At 63.8% G+C, this 16,463-nt stretch carries 15 protein-coding genes; 11 read left to right on the plus strand and 4 right to left on the minus strand.

The window, feature by feature from the left end; all coding sequences use genetic code 11:
* Nucleotides 1-19 precede the first annotated feature (19 nt).
* From IVB54_RS38730 to pnp, 6 genes are all read left to right on the plus strand, one after another.
* Entirely contained in the window at nucleotides 20-703 is a 684-nt protein-coding gene (locus tag IVB54_RS38730) for an RNA-binding protein (protein WP_018455799.1), read from the plus strand.
* 70 nt (nucleotides 704-773) lie between these two features.
* A complete protein-coding gene (gene infB, locus IVB54_RS38735) occupies nucleotides 774-3,476 on the plus strand; it encodes a translation initiation factor IF-2 (protein ID WP_018455798.1) in 2,703 nt (900 codons plus the stop codon).
* 156 nt (nucleotides 3,477-3,632) lie between these two features.
* On the plus strand, nucleotides 3,633-4,064 hold the full coding sequence (gene rbfA, locus IVB54_RS38740) for a 30S ribosome-binding factor RbfA (protein WP_026233028.1): 432 nt from the start codon (nucleotides 3,633-3,635) through the stop codon (nucleotides 4,062-4,064).
* Nucleotides 4,061-5,179 carry a tRNA pseudouridine(55) synthase TruB gene (gene truB, locus IVB54_RS38745; RefSeq protein WP_018455796.1) on the plus strand — a complete coding sequence of 373 codons (1,119 nt, stop codon included), beginning with the start codon at nucleotides 4,061-4,063 and terminating at the stop codon, nucleotides 5,177-5,179. Before rbfA ends, truB begins: the two co-directional genes overlap by 4 nt.
* A gap of 2 nt (nucleotides 5,180-5,181) precedes the next feature.
* Nucleotides 5,182-5,451 (plus strand): 30S ribosomal protein S15, encoded by a 270-nt coding sequence (gene rpsO, locus IVB54_RS38750; protein WP_007598346.1) that lies wholly within the window; start codon nucleotides 5,182-5,184, stop codon nucleotides 5,449-5,451.
* 376 nt (nucleotides 5,452-5,827) lie between these two features.
* The gene (gene pnp / locus IVB54_RS38755; RefSeq protein WP_018455795.1) at nucleotides 5,828-7,981 is read left to right on the plus strand and encodes a polyribonucleotide nucleotidyltransferase; all 2,154 of its coding nucleotides are present in this window, start codon (nucleotides 5,828-5,830) and stop codon (nucleotides 7,979-7,981) included.
* A 75-nt stretch (nucleotides 7,982-8,056) separates the two neighbouring features.
* Here the strand turns inward: pnp and katG are convergent, their stop codons facing one another.
* Nucleotides 8,057-10,225, minus strand: a complete 2,169-nt coding sequence (katG, locus tag IVB54_RS38760; protein WP_026233027.1) for a catalase/peroxidase HPI — start codon at nucleotides 10,223-10,225, stop codon at nucleotides 8,057-8,059.
* Nucleotides 10,226-10,339: 114 nt separating this feature from the next.
* Between katG and IVB54_RS38765 the strand changes: the two genes are divergently transcribed.
* The 5 genes from IVB54_RS38765 (at nucleotide 10,340) to IVB54_RS38785 (ending at nucleotide 13,626) form a co-directional block, all read left to right on the plus strand.
* On the plus strand, nucleotides 10,340-11,266 hold the full coding sequence (locus IVB54_RS38765; protein ID WP_018455793.1) for a hydrogen peroxide-inducible genes activator: 927 nt from the start codon (nucleotides 10,340-10,342) through the stop codon (nucleotides 11,264-11,266).
* 7 nt (nucleotides 11,267-11,273) lie between these two features.
* On the plus strand, nucleotides 11,274-11,738 hold the full coding sequence (locus tag IVB54_RS38770; RefSeq protein WP_018455792.1) for a GNAT family N-acetyltransferase: 465 nt from the start codon (nucleotides 11,274-11,276) through the stop codon (nucleotides 11,736-11,738).
* Nucleotides 11,711-12,667: a hypothetical protein gene (locus IVB54_RS38775; protein ID WP_231189580.1), complete on the plus strand. Its 957-nt coding sequence runs from the start codon at nucleotides 11,711-11,713 to the stop codon at nucleotides 12,665-12,667. Before IVB54_RS38770 ends, IVB54_RS38775 begins: the two co-directional genes overlap by 28 nt.
* Before the next feature lie 72 nt (nucleotides 12,668-12,739).
* Nucleotides 12,740-13,402, plus strand: coding sequence for a hypothetical protein (locus IVB54_RS38780; RefSeq protein WP_247777009.1), 663 nt, complete (start codon nucleotides 12,740-12,742; stop codon nucleotides 13,400-13,402).
* Nucleotides 13,403-13,443: 41 nt separating this feature from the next.
* Complete coding sequence (locus tag IVB54_RS38785) at nucleotides 13,444-13,626, plus strand: hypothetical protein (protein ID WP_247777010.1); 183 nt, start codon at nucleotides 13,444-13,446, stop codon at nucleotides 13,624-13,626.
* A gap of 88 nt (nucleotides 13,627-13,714) precedes the next feature.
* Here the strand turns inward: IVB54_RS38785 and fabI are convergent, their stop codons facing one another.
* The 3 genes from fabI to fabA form a co-directional block, all read right to left on the minus strand.
* Nucleotides 13,715-14,515, minus strand: coding sequence for an enoyl-ACP reductase FabI (gene fabI, locus IVB54_RS38790; protein WP_026233026.1), 801 nt, complete (start codon nucleotides 14,513-14,515; stop codon nucleotides 13,715-13,717).
* A 155-nt stretch (nucleotides 14,516-14,670) separates the two neighbouring features.
* The gene (fabB, locus tag IVB54_RS38795) at nucleotides 14,671-15,894 is read right to left on the minus strand and encodes a beta-ketoacyl-ACP synthase I (RefSeq protein WP_026233025.1); all 1,224 of its coding nucleotides are present in this window, start codon (nucleotides 15,892-15,894) and stop codon (nucleotides 14,671-14,673) included.
* Between the two features lie 39 nt (nucleotides 15,895-15,933).
* Nucleotides 15,934-16,455, minus strand: coding sequence for a bifunctional 3-hydroxydecanoyl-ACP dehydratase/trans-2-decenoyl-ACP isomerase (gene fabA, locus IVB54_RS38800; RefSeq protein ID WP_007603915.1), 522 nt, complete (start codon nucleotides 16,453-16,455; stop codon nucleotides 15,934-15,936).
* Nucleotides 16,456-16,463 lie beyond the last annotated feature (8 nt).

A 16,463-nucleotide genomic window follows, 5' to 3' on the forward strand; every position in this document is an offset into this window, starting at 1 on the left:
GAAGGAGGATGTCACCCGGATGCTCGCCGATACTGACCCCGAACTCGACCATGGACCGCGGACCGAAAGGTCCGCGACCGTGCGGATGTGTGCGGTCAGCCGCGAGGTCCGGCCGATCGACGAGCTGATCCGCTTCGTCGTCTCGCCGCAAGGGCACATAGTTCCCGATCTCAAGCGCAAGCTGCCCGGACGCGGCATGTGGGTCACCGCCTCGCGCGAGGTGGTTGCGGAAGCCGTTCGGCGTCACCATTTTACGAAAGCCTTCAAGCGCGAGCTGCGCATCCCTCAGACGTTTCCCGCCGACCTCGAGGCGCTCCTGGTCCGGAGCGTGGTCGAAGCCCTTGGGATTGCGGCCAAGGCGCGCCAGATCGTCGCCGGTTTCGGCAAGGTCGAAAGCGCGCTTCGGGAGGGTACGGTCGAGGTCCTGATCCATGCCAGCGACGGGGCCGCGGACGGAATCCGCAAATTGGACATGCTGGCGCGTCAAAATGAGGGAAATCGCGGCGCCAAGCCGGAGATTCCCGTCGTCACTGCACTAAAATCGACAGAATTGGATTTGGCACTTACCCGGTCAAATGTGATACATGCTGCCCTGCTCGCGGGCCCGGCGAGCAAGTCATTCCTGTCACGTAGCCAGATGCTGGTCCGATACCGGATGGCGGACGCTGACAGGACTGCCGAAAAGCCCGGCCAGGATTTCTGAGAGACAACGACCACCCGATAGCACGGTGCGGCAACGCACAAGACAACAAGATCAGGATTAGGACTGCTTAATGGTTGATACCAAGACCCCTGGCGACAAGAAGCTGAGCGTTCCGAGCAAGACGCTATCGCTCAAGCCGCGCGTCGAAACGGGCACCGTGCGCCAGAGCTTCAGTCATGGCCGTAGCAAGCAGGTCGTGGTCGAGAAGCGTGGCAAGCGCCGTGTCGACGGCAGCCCTGAACCGCAGGTGGCCGAAGTGGCGAAGCCCGCGCCGGCCGCCGCGCCCAAGCCTGCCCCGGCACGCCCCGCGCCGCCGCGCAACGCCGGCTCCGGCGTGGTGCTGCGCACGCTGACCGAGGACGAACGTTCCGCCCGCGCCAGCGCGCTGGCCGATGCCAAGGTGCGCGAAGTCGAAGAGCGCCGCCATGCCGAGGAAGAGGCCCAGCGCCGCGCGGTCCGCGAAAGCGCCGAGCGTGCTGATCGTGAGGCCGCCGAAGCCCGCCGCAAGGCCGAGGAGGAGCGTCACCGTCACGAGGAGGAAGCCAAGCGGAAGGCCGAAACCGAGGCCAAGAAGCGTTTTGGCGAAGGCGAGCAGCCGCAATCTGTGGCGCGCCCTGCAACGGGGACCTCGGCCGCTCCTGCAGCGCGGCCCGGAGCGCCGATGGCGCGACCCGGCACAACCACCACGGCACGCCCGGGAACAACGACCGCGCGACCCGGAACGACCACGCAGCGGCCGGGAGGCCCGGTGGGCCGCGCCCCCGCCGTCGCAGCCGGACCGGACGAGGACGACGGTCCGCGCCAGATCCGTCGCGGCCCCGGCGGCGCTGCGCGGCCTGTGGTCGCTCCCAAGCCCACCCACAAGCCCGGCCCGCAGAAGGAGCGCGGCCGCCTGACGGTCGTCACCGCCTTCAATGCCGACGACGTCCGCGAGCGCTCGATCGCCTCGTTCCGCCGCCGCACCCAGCGCCTGAAGGGCCATGCCGCGAACGAGCCGAAGGAAAAGCTCATCCGCGAGGTGGTCATTCCGGAAGCGATCACCATCCAGGAGCTCGCCAACCGCATGTCGGAGCGCGCGGTGGAAATCATCCGCATGCTGATGAAGCAGGGCGCGATCCACAAGATCACCGACGTGATCGATGCCGACACTGCGCAGCTGATCGCCGAGGAGCTTGGTCACACCGTCAAGCGCGTTGCCGCGTCCGACGTTGAAGAAGGCCTGTTCGACGCCATCGACGATTCGACCGACACCGAGCCGCGCTCGCCGGTGGTGACGGTGATGGGTCACGTCGACCACGGCAAGACCTCGCTGCTCGATGCGCTTCGTCATGCCAACGTGGTCTCCGGCGAAGCCGGCGGCATCACCCAGCATATCGGCGCCTATCAGGTGCTGTCGCCCGAAAGCGGCAAGAAGATCACCTTCATCGACACGCCCGGCCACGCCGCGTTCACCGCGATGCGCGCGCGCGGCGCCAAGGTGACCGACATCGTCGTGCTGGTGGTTGCGGCCGACGACGGCGTGATGCCGCAGACGATCGAAGCCATCAACCACGCCAAGGCGGCGCGGGTGCCGATCATTGTTGCCATCAACAAGATCGACAAGCCCGACGCCAAGCCCGAGCGCGTGCGCACCGAGCTGCTCCAGCACGAGGTGCAGGTCGAATCCTTCGGCGGCGAAGTCGTCGATGTCGAAGTGTCGGCGAAGAACAAGACGAATCTCGACAAGCTGCTCGAGATGATCGCGCTCCAGGCCGACATCCTCGACCTCAAGACCAATTCGGATCGTCCGGCCGAAGGCACCGTGATCGAAGCCAAGCTCGATCGTGGCCGCGGTCCGGTCGCGACCGTTCTGGTCCAGCGCGGCACGCTCCGTGTCGGTGACATCATCGTCGCCGGCGCCGAAATGGGCCGCGTCCGCGCGCTGATCTCGGATCAGGGCGAGACGGTGCAGGAGGCAGGTCCATCCGTGCCGGTCGAGGTGCTCGGCTTCAACGGTCCGCCGGAAGCCGGCGATCGTCTCGCCGTGGTCGAGAACGAAGCCCGCGCCCGCCAGGTCACCAGCTACCGCGCGCACCAGAAGCGCGAGAACGCGGCTGCCTCGATCTCCGGCATGCGCGGCTCGCTCGAGCAGATGATGTCGCAGTTGAAGACGGCGGGCCGCAAGGAATTCCCGCTGATCATCAAGGCCGACGTGCAGGGCTCGCTGGAAGCGATCCTCGGCTCGCTGGAGAAGCTCGGCACCGACGAAGTCGCCGCGCGCATCCTGCATGCGGGTGTCGGCGGCATCTCGGAATCGGACGTGACGCTCGCGGAGGGCTTCAACGCCGCGATCATCGGCTTCTCGGTTCGTGCGAACAAGGAGGCCGCTGCGGCCGCCAAGCGCAACGGCATCGAGATCCGCTACTACAACATCATCTACGACCTCGTGGACGACGTGAAGAAGGCCATGAGCGGCCTGCTCGCGCCGACCCTGCGGGAAACCATGCTCGGCAATGCCGCGATCCTGGAGATCTTCAACATCTCCAAGGTCGGCAAGGTCGCCGGCTGCCGCGTCACCGACGGCACCGTGGAACGCGGCGCCAACGTGCGCCTGATCCGCGACAACGTCGTCGTGCACGAAGGCAAGCTGTCGACGCTGAAGCGCTTCAAGGACGAAGTGAAGGAAGTCCAGTCCGGTCAGGAATGCGGCATGGCCTTCGAGAACTATCACGACATGCGCGCCGGTGACGTCATCGAGTGTTACCGCGTGGAGACGATCCAGCGCTCCCTGTAAGTCCAAATCTTACCGAAGCGCCTGGATCTTTTTTGAACTGAATTGCGGGAGTACGATGGCCGGATTTTTTCCGGCCATCCACCCCTCTTCGTTTCAGCAAGACAAATGACAATGCCCGTGTCCCAAAAGCGGGCATGACGAGGTGATTTTCAGACCATGCCCCGCCATCATCAAAAAAAGAGTTCCGCGTCTGGCGGCTCGCAACGTCAGTTGCGGGTCGGCGAGCAGGTTCGCCATGCGATAGCCGAGATTCTGGCGCAAGGCAGCGTGCATGATGCTGACCTCGAAGGTCACATCATCACCGTGCCGGAGGTGCGGATGTCGCCCGACCTGAAGCTCGCAACAGTCTACGTGATGCCGCTCGGTGGCCGCGACACCGAGATCGTCCTCGCTGCGCTCGAGCGCAACAAGAAATTCCTGCGCGGCGAGGTCGCGCGGCGCGTTAACTTGAAATTTGCACCTGACCTTCGCTTCCGCGTCGACGAACGATTCGACGAAGCGGAACGGATCGAGAAGCTTTTGCGAACACCCGCGGTGCAGAAGGACCTGGAACAGGATCCGGATACGGATCGGGAAGAAGAACGATGACGATGGACCCGGCTCACGGCACGATCGGCGGCGAAGAGGCCGATCAGCTCGACGTGCAGAAGAATAATTTTGCGGACATGAGCGGCAATTCTCAGCCCGCTCAAGAGCCGCGCCGCGTCAACAACGATCCGCGCGCCAACAAGCAGAAGGGCAACCAGCCGCGCCGCGACCGTCGCGACGTCCACGGCTGGGTCGTGCTCGACAAGCCGATCGGCATGACCTCGACGCAGGCCGTTGCCGTGCTCAAGCGCCTGTTCAACGCCAAACGCGCCGGCCATGCCGGCACGCTAGATCCGCTGGCCTCCGGCGGCCTGCCGATCGCGCTCGGCGAGGCCACCAAGACCGTCCCCTTCGTCATGGACGGCCGCAAGCGCTACCGGTTCACGGTGTGCTGGGGCGAGGAGCGCGACACCGACGACATCGAGGGCCGGGCGACCGCAACCTCGGACCAGCGCCCGACTCGGGAGGCCATCGAGGCCCTGCTGCCCCGTTTCACCGGGGTGATCCAGCAGATCCCGCCGCGCTATTCCGCGATCAAGGTCCAGGGCGAGCGCGCCTACGACCTCGCCCGCGACGGCGAGATCGTGGAACTGGCCTCGCGCCCGGTCGAGATTCACCGATTAAGCCTTGTAGATCAACCGGATAGCGACCGGGCCGTGTTCGAGGCCGAGTGCGGCAAGGGCACCTATGTCCGCGCGCTGGCCCGCGATATGGGCCGGATTCTCGGCACTTACGGCCATATCTGCGCACTGCGGCGGACCCTGGTCGGCCCATTTGGCGAGAACGACATGATTCCGCTGGATCAGCTGGAGGCTTTGTGCGATAGAGCCGCGTCCGGCGAGGGTAGCCTCGCCGACGCGCTTATGCCCGTTGAGACCGCGCTGGACGACATCCCGGCACTGGCCGTCACTCGGGCTGATGCGGCAAGGCTCCATCGGGGCCAGGCCGTTTTGTTGCGCGGACGGGATGCGCCCACTTGTAGCGGCACAGTCTATGTCACGGTGGCAGGCCGGCTTCTCGCGCTTGCCGAAGTCGGCAATGGCGAAATCATCCCCAAGCGTGTGTTCAACCTGACCGGCCTGACTGCCAGCGCCGATCGCAACGAGAGAAATTGACGATGTCGATTGCCGCAGAACGCAAAGCGGAAGTCATCAAGACGAATGCCAACAAGGCCGGCGATACCGGCTCGCCAGAGGTTCAGGTCGCGATCCTGTCGGAACGCATCGCCAACCTCACCAACCATTTCAAGACCCACGTGAAGGACAATCATTCGCGTCGCGGTCTCTTGAAGCTGGTCTCGACCCGCCGCTCGCTCCTCGACTATGTGAAGAAGAAGGACGAGGCGCGCTACAAGGCGCTGCTCGAGAAGCACAACATTCGTCGTTAAGAGTTCTTGCGCGCGCCAACCGGCGCGCGTTTTCGCGCGTGATTTCGAACGAAAGCGTTTGTTTAAAGGTTTTTCGTCGAGGCTGCGTGCGCGTCGGATGCGAGCCGTTGACGGCGAGCATCCGGGCATGATGGGCGAACACCGCGCTTCGGTGTTCGCGTTCGTGCCGACTGACAGTCCAGCAGCAATCCGGCGGCTGGGCACAACGGGCAAGGCGCCCGTATGACCCGAAGGGATGGACGCCATCCGAAATCCAAAAACCATGGCAGGATCGCAGGACGCTGATCGCCCGCTTCGATCAACGTCCCGCAATCTTGCGCATGGTTTTTGTTTTTCGACCCGTCCTTCTTTCGAGAACCCATGAAAGAAGACCTCTATGTTCAATAAGCATTCAGTCGAGATCGACTGGGGTGGACGCCCTCTCAAGCTTGAAACCGGCAAGATCGCCCGCCAGGCCGACGGCGCCGTCGTCGCGACCTACGGCGAGACCGTGGTGCTCGCCACCGTCGTTGCCGCGAAGTCACCGCGTGAAGGCGTCGACTTCCTGCCACTGACCGTCGACTACCAGGAGAAGACCTACGCAGCCGGCCGCATTCCCGGTGGCTATTTCAAGCGCGAGGGTCGTCCGACCGAGAAGGAAACGCTGGTCTCCCGCCTGATCGACCGTCCGATCCGTCCGCTGTTCGTCGACGGCTGGCGCAACGAGACCCAGGTGATCGTGACCGTGCTCTCGCACGATATGGAGAACGATCCCGATATCGTCGCGCTGGTGGCCTCATCGGCTGCGCTGACCCTGTCGGGCGCTCCCTTCAAGGGCCCGATCGGCGCCGCGCGCGTCGGCTTCGCCAATGACGAGTTCATCCTCAACCCGACGCTCGACGAGATGGTCGACACTCAGCTCGACCTCGTCGTCGCCGGCACTGCGGACGCCGTGCTGATGGTGGAATCGGAAGCCAAGGAGCTGAACGAAGAGATCATGCTCGGCGCCGTGATGTTCGGTCACCGCCACTTCCAGCCGGTGATCAACGCGATCATCGAGCTCGCCGAAAAGGCCGCGAAGGAGCCGCGCGAGGTCACCGCGATCGACAATTCGGCGCTCGAAAAGGAAATGCTCGGCATGGTCGAGCAGGAACTGCGCGCCGCCTACGCCATTCCGGTCAAGCAGGATCGCTACGCCGCGGTCGGCAAGGTCAAGGAAAAGGTGATCGCGCACTACTTCCCGGAAGGCCAAGAGCCGAAATACGACAAGCTGCGCATCGGCGGCGTGTTCAAGGAGCTCGAAGCCAAGATCGTTCGCTGGAACATTCTCGACACCGGCAAGCGCATCGACGGCCGCGATTCCAAGACCGTGCGCAACATCGTCGCCGAAGTCGGCGTGCTGCCCCGCGCCCACGGTTCGGCGCTGTTCACCCGCGGCGAGACCCAGGCGCTGGTCGTGACCACGCTCGGCACCGGCGAGGACGAGCAGTACATCGACGCGCTGTCGGGAACGTACAAAGAGACGTTCCTGCTGCACTACAATTTCCCTCCCTACTCGGTCGGTGAGACCGGCCGCCTCGGCGGTACCAAGCGCCGCGAGATCGGCCACGGCAAGCTCGCCTGGCGTGCGATCCACCCGGTGCTGCCGCCGCACCACGAATTCCCCTACACCACGCGCGTGGTGTCGGAGATCACCGAATCCAACGGCTCCTCGTCGATGGCATCGGTCTGCGGCGCCTCGCTCGCGCTGATGGACGCCGGCGTGCCGTTGAAGCGGCCGACCGCGGGCATCGCAATGGGCCTGATCCTCGAAGACAAGCGCTTCGCGGTTCTCTCGGACATCCTCGGTGACGAGGACCATCTCGGCGACATGGACTTCAAGGTCGCCGGTACCGAGCAGGGCATCACCTCGCTCCAGATGGACATCAAGATCGAGGGCATCACCGAGGAGATCATGAAGGTCGCGCTCGGTCAGGCTAAGGATGGGCGTATCTACATCCTCGGCGAGATGTCGAAGGCGCTCACCAACGCCCGCGCCGAGCTCGGCGAATACGCGCCGCGCATCGAGACCTTCAAGATCGCCACCGACAAGATCCGCGAAGTGATCGGCACCGGCGGCAAGGTGATCCGCGAGATCGTCGAGAAGACCGGCGCCAAGGTCAACATCGAGGACGACGGCACCGTGAAGGTCGCCTCCAGCGACGGCGAGGCGATGAAGGCCGCGATCAAGTGGATCAAGTCGATCGCCTCCGATCCGGAAGTCGGCCAGATCTATGACGGCACCGTCGTCAAGGTGATGGAGTTCGGCGCTTTCGTGAACTTCTTCGGCTCCAAGGACGGCCTTGTCCACATCAGCCAGCTCGCCTCGGCGCGAGTGCAGAAGACCTCCGACGTCGTCAAGGAAGGCGACAAGGTCAAGGTCAAGCTGCTCGGCTTCGACGACCGCGGCAAGACCCGCCTGTCGATGAAGGTGGTCGACCAGGAGACCGGCGAAGACCTCGAGGGCAAGGGCGAGAGCCAGCAGCCCGCGCGCGAAGCGGCCGGCGAGTAAATCTCGCTACCTCCAGAAACACGAAGGGCGGCCTCGCGGCCGCCCTTTTTGTTTGTCGCTTGCCGAACTTTGGAATCAGGCCGCGATGTCGTAGCGATCGAGGTTCATCACCTTGGTCCAGGCCTTGGCGAAGTCCTTGACGAACTGCTCTTTGGAATCCGACGTGGCATAGACCTCTGCGTAGGCGCGAAGCTGCGAGTGTGCGCCGAAGATCAGGTCGACGCGCGTGCCGGTCCACTTGACCGCGTTGGTCTTGCGGTCGCGGGCCTCATAGGTGCCGTCGGTGCCGGCCGGCGTCCACTGCGTGCTCATGTCGAGCAGGTTGACGAAGAAGTCGTTGCTCAGCGTTCCCACCTTCGAGGTGAGGACGCCGTTCTTCGAACCGTTCGCATTGGCACCGAGCACGCGCAGACCGCCGACGAGCACCGTCATCTCCGGGCCGGTAAGCCGGAGCAGCTGCGCACGATCGACCAGAGCCTCCTCGGGCATCATGAACTGCTGCCGCTTGCCGATGAAGTTGCGGAAGCCATCGGCCCGCGGCTCCAGCGGAGCAAACGAAGCGGCGTCGGTCTGCTCCTGCGAGGCATCCATGCGGCCCGGCGTGAAGCCGACCTTGACGTCGACGCCGGCATCCTTGGCGGCCTTCTCGACCGCGGCGGTGCCGCCGAGCACGATGAGGTCCGCCAGCGAGACCTTCTTCGCACCGGATGACGCGTTGAAGTCCTTCTGGATCGCTTCGAGCTTGCCCAGGACCTTCGAGAGCTGAGCCGGCTCGTTCACTTCCCAATCCTTCTGCGGGGCGAGGCGGATACGCGCGCCGTTGGCGCCGCCGCGCTTGTCCGAGCCGCGGAACGTCGAGGCCGACGCCCAGGCGGTCGAGACCAGCTCCGAGACCGACAGACCCGAGGCCAGGATCTTGGTCTTCAGCGAGGCGATATCCTGCTCGCTGGCCAGCTCGTGATTCACAGCAGGGATCGGATCCTGCCAGATCAGGGTTTCCTTCGGCACCAGCGGACCGAGATAGCGCACCACCGGACCCATGTCGCGATGGGTGAGCTTGAACCAGGCACGGGCGAAGGCGTCCGCGAACTGATCGGGATTCTCGAGGAAGCGGCGCGAGATCTTCTCATAGGCCGGATCCATACGCAGCGAGAGGTCGGTCGTCAGCATCGTCGGCCGATGCTTCTTGGACTTGTCGAAGGCATCGGGAATGATCGCCTCGGCGCCCTTGGCCGTCCACTGCTGCGCACCGCCCGGGCTCTTAGTCAGCTCCCATTCGTACTTGAACAGGTTCTCGAAGAAGTTGTTGCTCCACTTCGTCGGCGTCGTGGTCCAGGTCACCTCGAGACCGCTGGTGATGGAATCGCCGCCAATGCCCGACGCGTGCTTGCTCTTCCAGCCGAGGCCCTGATCTTCGAGCGCGCCCGCTTCCGGCTCCGGTCCGACCAGCGACGGATCGCCGGCGCCGTGGGTCTTGCCGAAGGTGTGGCCGCCGGCGATCAGTGCGACGGTTTCCTCGTCGTTCATCGCCATGCGGAAAAAGGTCTCGCGAATGTCCTTGGCCGCGGCGATCGGATCCGGCTTGCCGTTCGGGCCTTCCGGATTGACGTAGATGAGGCCCATCTGCACCGCGCCGAGCGGCTCGGCGAGCTGGCGTTCGCCGCTGTAGCGCTCATCGCCCAGCCAGGTGCCTTCCGGACCCCAATAGAGCTCTTCCGGCTCCCAGACGTCGACGCGGCCGCCGGCAAAGCCAAAGGTCTTGAAGCCCATCGACTCCAGCGCGACGTTGCCCGCCAGCACCATCAGATCGGCCCAGGAAATCTTGCGGCCGTATTTCTGCTTGATCGGCCAGAGCAGACGGCGTGCCTTGTCGAGATTTGCGTTATCGGGCCAGCTGTTGAGCGGCGCGAAACGCTGCTGTCCGGCGCCGGCGCCACCGCGACCGTCGGTGGTGCGGTAGGTGCCCGCGCTGTGCCAGGCCATGCGGATCATGAGGCCGCCGTAGTGACCGAAGTCGGCGGGCCACCATTCCTGCGATTCCGTCATCAGAGCGGTCAGGTCCTTGATGACCGCGTTCAGGTCGAGCGACTTGAATTCCTTGGCGTAGTCGAAGTCCTTGTCCATCGGGTCGGACTTGGCGGAATTCTTGTGCAGCATCTCGATGCTGAGCTGGGTCGGCCACCAATCGCGGTTCGCCGGCACACGTTTTCCACCCGAAAACGGGCACTTTGAAGTGTCGTCCATGAATACCTCCTCTGGTGGCGTCGAACTCGCGCCTTTGACCAGGTAGAAACACTCTAAGCTTCACGTTCGATCAGGGGAAGTTGACTTTAATGATCGCAGCGATAAGATTTTCTGATGCTAAACCTCACGCTGCGCCAGCTCCGGTATTTCGACGCCCTGGCCCGTCACAGTCATTTCGGCCGCGCGGCTGAGTCCTGCTCGATCTCGCAGCCTGCCCTGTCGATGCAGATCAAGGAGCTGGAGGAGGCGCTCGGCGGTCTGCTGCTGGAGCGCAGCGCCCGGCAGGTGGCGCTGACCCGATTTGGCGAGGAGCTCGCGCAGCGCGTCCGCGACATCTTGCGCTCGGTCGACGAGCTCGGCGATTTCGCCCGCGCCTCGCAGGACCGGTTCTCCGGACGGCTGCGCATCGGCATGATTCCGACGATCGCGCCCTATCTGCTGCCGACGATCACCAAGAATCTGACGCGCATGCATCCGGAGCTCGACATCCGCGTGCGCGAGACGATGACGCCGCGGCTGATTCAGGAACTGGTGGAGGGTCGGCTCGATACCGCCATCGTGGCGCTGCCGGTGTCCGAGCCCTCGCTCACCGAGGTCGCCCTGTTCGAGGAAAAATTCCTGCTGGTGCGGCCGAGTGCGGATGAGGGAACGCCGGCACCGTCGCGGGAGATGATGCGCGAGATGCGGCTGCTGTTGCTCGAAGAGGGGCACTGCTTCCGCGATCAGGCGCTGTCATTCTGCAACATGCAATCGGCGCCGCCACGCGAGATGCTGGATGCCAATTCGCTGTCGACGCTGGTCCAGATGGTCAGCGCCGGCATCGGCGTCACGTTGATCCCCGAGATGGCGGTGTCAGTTGAGACGCGATCGGCCTCGGTCTCGCTCGCGCGCTTCCGCGACCCGCAGCCGTCGCGCACCATCGGCATGGTCTGGCGCAAGACCAGCCCGCTGGCGCGGCAACTCCTGCAAATCTCCGAGGTGGTGTGCCTGTCGGCGGGCAAGGTGCGCGCACGTCCATCCGTGCGCAGCAAGCCAACCTGAGGCCTCGATGTCGCATCCCATCATTCGCCCAGCCCGCGCGGACGAATACGACGAGATCGGCCGTATCTGGATGGAGAGCTGGGTCTCGACCGGCCTCGGCGAGACGAGCGACTTCCTGCTGGCAAACCTGCGTGCACGGATCCGGCGCGAGACCGAGGACGGCTGGAGCCTGTTCGTCGCCGACGACGACGGCACGATCGCCGCGATGCTGGCGCTGCATTTGCCAAAACTCTATCTCGACATGCTGTTCGTCGCGCCCGCCTATCAGGGCCAATCGCTCGGCCGCCAATTGCTTGGCTTCACGCGCACACAAATGCCCGACGAGATGTCTCTGCGCTGCATCCGCGAGAACGAAAAAGCCTGGCGCTGGTACGAGCGCGAGGGCTTTGTGTTCGAGAAAGAAGAGGTCGAGCCGTCGAACGGATTCATGATGAAGTATTATCGGTGGCGGCGGCAGCGACCCGCCGGATAGGCAGTGGTCGCCTGGTGCAGCTTGCGGTTGTCACGGTTCCAATTTACTGTGGCGTATCCGCCGTCCTCCTGCCCCCTGATCTCCCGGAATCGATGCTTCGAATTGCTGTCTCGCTGATCGCGTTGCTGTCCCTGCTCACCACGGCAGCCGCGCAAACCCCTCCCGCAACCACCGCGCCTCCCGCTCAGACGGCGGCGCCAGCCAAGAAGGCAGTCAAGAAGGCGGCGCCGAAGGCCAAACCGGCTGCACAACAGCCAGTTGCGGCGGAGAGCGGCCCCTGTCAGATCGGCGTCATTTCCGCGATCGGAGACCAGTTCTCGGTGCAACATGTCGGCCTCACGATGTTCGGCAACGAGTATATGGAGGCGCCGATCGAGACGTGGGGTATCGATGATCTGTTCGTCGCGAGGGTTCGCGCCACGGCTCCCGGCACGGCTGTCCGAAAGGTCGCTTACGCAAGCGGAGCCTTCAGGCCGTACTATCATCCGGAAGCGAAACTGTTCCGCAATGACCGCGACGACCTGACGGCGCTGGTGCGGCAGATCGCCGGAGCTGCAAATTGCGAACGCTACGTCGTAGCCACGAAAGCCCGCGTTTCGGTGGATGGCACCAATCAATCAATCGAGGGCCTCGGGGTCTACAAGAATTGGGCGAGCCCTTCCGGGCGCGGCGTCGTGGTTTCCTATTTCCGCATAAACGTTTTTGACGGACGGACTTTCGACATCCATCGGGCGCCTACCCGCAGCTTCGGCGATGTGATTGCTTCGAGTTTCTCCAACAAGAACGACAATATGCAAATCCTCAACAATCTCGAATTTCCCAAGACCCCTGAACAGGTGACCAGCAGTGCATTGCTGCGTGACAGCACACGCAGCCTGCTCACGGCCCAGCTGGACAGGTATCTACCCGCGTATATCAAGGGCGAGTAAGCGCCTTTGCCGAGGGGACGCGACAAAGACTATCGCTCGTCCGCTTCCTGCGGCTGGGCTGCATTTGACGTTTTGGCCCGGCTCGTCGTCCTTGCGGCCGTCGCGTGGTGCTTTTCGACATCTGCTTGGGCGCAGACCAAATTGGTACCACCAGGGGCGGAAACGGCAGGATCAGCCGTCAAGCAAAGCAACAACAAGACGACCACGCGGCGTGAAGCGACGGGCAAACCCGCTCCCGTGGTCGGCGGCCCGTGCGACTTCGGTGTCGTCGTCACCACCGGCGATGAGTTCACCGTGCTGACGACCGGCCTGACCGTATTTCAGCACAAGAAGACGGTCGTCCCGATCCCGGGCTGGGGACTCAATGATCTGATCTTCGCGCGGATTCGCGCCACGATCCCTGCCGGCGTGTCCGTTCTGAGAATCCCCTACAACCCGGCGAAATTTCCTCCCCGCGATGAGTCCAAGGACACATTGAAGGACAGGTTGTTCCGCGATCTCAATGCGGAGCTGGCCCAATACATGCGCGACGTCGTGAAAGGAACGAATTGCCGGCACTACATCCAGATCCTCAATTCAATCAGCCCTTTCGGGTCATCCAACTATACGGTCCGCGGCTTCGGCATCCTCAACCATGATGTGGTGCTCGGGCGTCGCATCTATCTCTACGCCCTGGCGTTTGCCGCATCTTCGATGGGCGCGACTTCTCCGTTGTCAGACAGAGTTCTGCGCTGATCAACACGCATCATTCCCTTATGGTGCAGAGGCTCCTGGGCGTGCAAATCGGCGGCCCCTATCGCGAACTACCCGCAGAATCGTTTCCAACCCGCCCTGAAGATGCCGCCGACAATCCCGCACTGCGCGACGACGTGCGTGCCATGCTGACGGAAAGCCTCGACAAGACGCTGCCGCTGCTGATCGGGGTTCAACGAGCGGCGCGCAACAGCGACGCGCGCTGATCGACACGTCCTTCGCAGCAGGAACTGGTCTCGATTATTGAGAAATCGTGGGCACGTCGCTTGCGCGCCTTTGCCCACTCTACGAGAGCTAATCCTGCGCCTTCAAATCGTCCGGCCGCGGCATCAGGACGGTGTTGTAGCCGGAATCGACATAGTGGATCTCGCCGGTCACGCCGCCGGAGAGATCCGACAACAGATACAGCGCCGAGCCGCCGAGCTCGTCGAGCGTCACGCCCCGGCGGAGCGGCGAATGTTTTTGCATGAAGGCGAACATCGCGCGCGCCTCGCCGATGCCGGAGCCGGCGAGCGTGCGGATCGGGCCGGCGGAGATCGCGTTGACGCGGATGCCGCGCGGTCCGAAATCCGAGGCGAGATAGCGCACCGAGGCTTCCAGCGCCGCCTTGGCCACGCCCATCACGTTGTAGTTCGGCATCGCGCGTTCCGAGGCGCCGAAGGTCAGCGTGATCATGCTGCCGCCCTCCGTCATCAGCTCGGCGGCGCGTTTTGCCACTTCCGTGAAGGAGAAGCAGGAGATCACCATGGTGCGCGAAAAATTCTCGCGGCTGGTGTCGGCGTAGCGACCCTTGAGCTCGTTCTTGTCGGCGAAGCCGATCGCGTGGATCACGAAATCCAGCCGGCCCCACTTTTCGCGCAAGGCCGTGAATGTGGCGTCGACGCTGGCGATGTCCTCGACGTCGCAGGGCAGCACCATGTCGACGCCAAGCTGCTCCGCCAGCGGCTTAACACGCTTGCCCAGCGCCTCGCCCTGGAAGGTGAAGGCAAGCTCGGCGCCGTGGGCATGCAGCGTCTTCGCCATGCCCCAGGCGATCGAATGATCATTGGCGATGCCCATGATCAGACCGCGCTTGCCTTTCATTAAACCTTCCATTGCCTGATAGCTCCCATTATTCCGGCGTCATCGCCCGCCTTGCGCGCACTTGCGCACTGGGGCAGGCGATCCAGTATTTCGAGGCGATTACTGCAAATCGAGAAGTTGCGGCGTGCTGGATGCCCGCCTTCGCGGGGCATGACAGCGTGCCAAAATTACGCATCCAGCCGGCTGAACACCAGCGTGGCGTTGGTGCCGCCGAAGCCGAAGGAGTTCGACAGCACGGTGCCGATTTTGACGTTGTCGATGCGCTTGCGCACGATCGGCATGTCGGCGAACACGGGGTCGAGCTCCTGGATGTGGGCGCTCTCGCAGATGAAACCATTGTTCATCATCAGCAGCGAATAGATCGCTTCCTGCACGCCGGTTGCGCCCAGGGAGTGACCGGTCAGCGCCTTGGTCGCCGAGATCGGCGGGCACTTCTCGCCGCTTCCGAACACCCTGCGGAGTGCGTCGATCTCCGGCGGATCGCCGGCCGGGGTCGATGTCGCGTGCGGATTGATGTAGTCGACCTTGGTCTTCACGGTCGACATCGCCATGCGCATGCAGCGCTCGGCGCCCTCACCTGATGGTGCGACCATGTCGTAGCCGTCGGACGTCGCGCCATAGCCGACGATCTCGCCGTAAATGCGTGCGCCCCGCGCCTTGGCATGCTCGAGCTCTTCCAGCACCAGCACGCCGGCTCCGCCGGCAATCACGAAGCCGTCGCGGTTGACGTCGTAGGGACGGGAGGCCGTCGCAGGCGTGTCGTTGTACTTCGAGGACATCGCGCCCATGGCGTCGAACAGCACCGACAGCGACCAGTCCAGCTCCTCGCAGCCGCCGGCGAAGATGACGTCCTGCTTGCCGATCTGGATCGTTTCATAGGCATTGCCGACGCAATGGTTCGACGTCGCGCAGGCCGACGAGATAGAATAGTTCACGCCCTTGATCTTGAACCAGGTCGCAAGCGTTGCGGAGGCCGTGGAGGACATCGCCTTCGGCACTGCAAACGGCCCGACACGCTTCGGTCCCTTGGTGCGGGTGATGTCGGCGGCTTCGACGATGGTGCGCGCCGACGGACCGCCGGAGCCCATGATGATGCCGGTGCGAATATTGGAAATTTCGTCGGGCGAAAGACCGGAATCCTGGATCGCCTGTTCCATCGCGACGTGATTCCACGCCGCGCCCTGACCGAGGAAACGCATGGCGCGGCGGTCGACCACCGTCGAAGGATCGAGCGTCGGCGCACCCTGCACCTGGGAGCGGAAGCCGAGCTCGGCATATTTTTCAGCCCGCGAAATGCCCGACTTCGCCTCGTGAAGGCTCGCAAGCACCTCCTGGGTGTTGTTTCCGATGGAGGAGACAATGCCCATCCCGGTGACCACAACCCGCCTCATGACAGCCTCGCCTCAATCGTTGTCTTCGTGGTGATGCGCTCAGCCCAGGCTCGTGCCCTGCTTGAACAGGCCGACCTTCAAATCCTTTGCGCGATAGATAATCTGGTCATCCACCGAAAGCCATCCGTCGGCGATACCGAGCACCAGCTTTGAACGCATCACGCGCTTGATATCGATGTTGTACACAACCTTGCGGGCCTCCGGCAGCACCTGGCCGCTGAACTTCAGCTCGTTCAGGCCAAGCGCGCGACCGCGACCTTCACCGCCGCTCCAGCCCAGATAAAAGCCGACCATTTGCCACAGCGCATCGAGCCCGAGGCAGCCGGGCATCACCGGATCGTTCTTGAAGTGGCAGCCGAAGAACCAGAGGTCGGGCTTCACGTCGAGCTCGGCGCGCACCACCCCCTTGCCGAATTCGCCGCCGGTCTCGCTGATGTCCGTGATGCGGTCGAACATCAGCATCGGCGGCAGCGGCAATTGCGCATTGCCAGGGCCGAACATCTCGCCGCGGGCACATGCCAGCAGATCTTCATATTCGTAACCGTTGCGCCTGTTCAGCATGCGGAAGC

Origin of the sequence: Bradyrhizobium sp. CW1 (assembly GCF_023100665.1) — a bacterium.
Lineage (GTDB): Bacteria > Pseudomonadota > Alphaproteobacteria > Rhizobiales > Xanthobacteraceae > Bradyrhizobium > Bradyrhizobium canariense_D.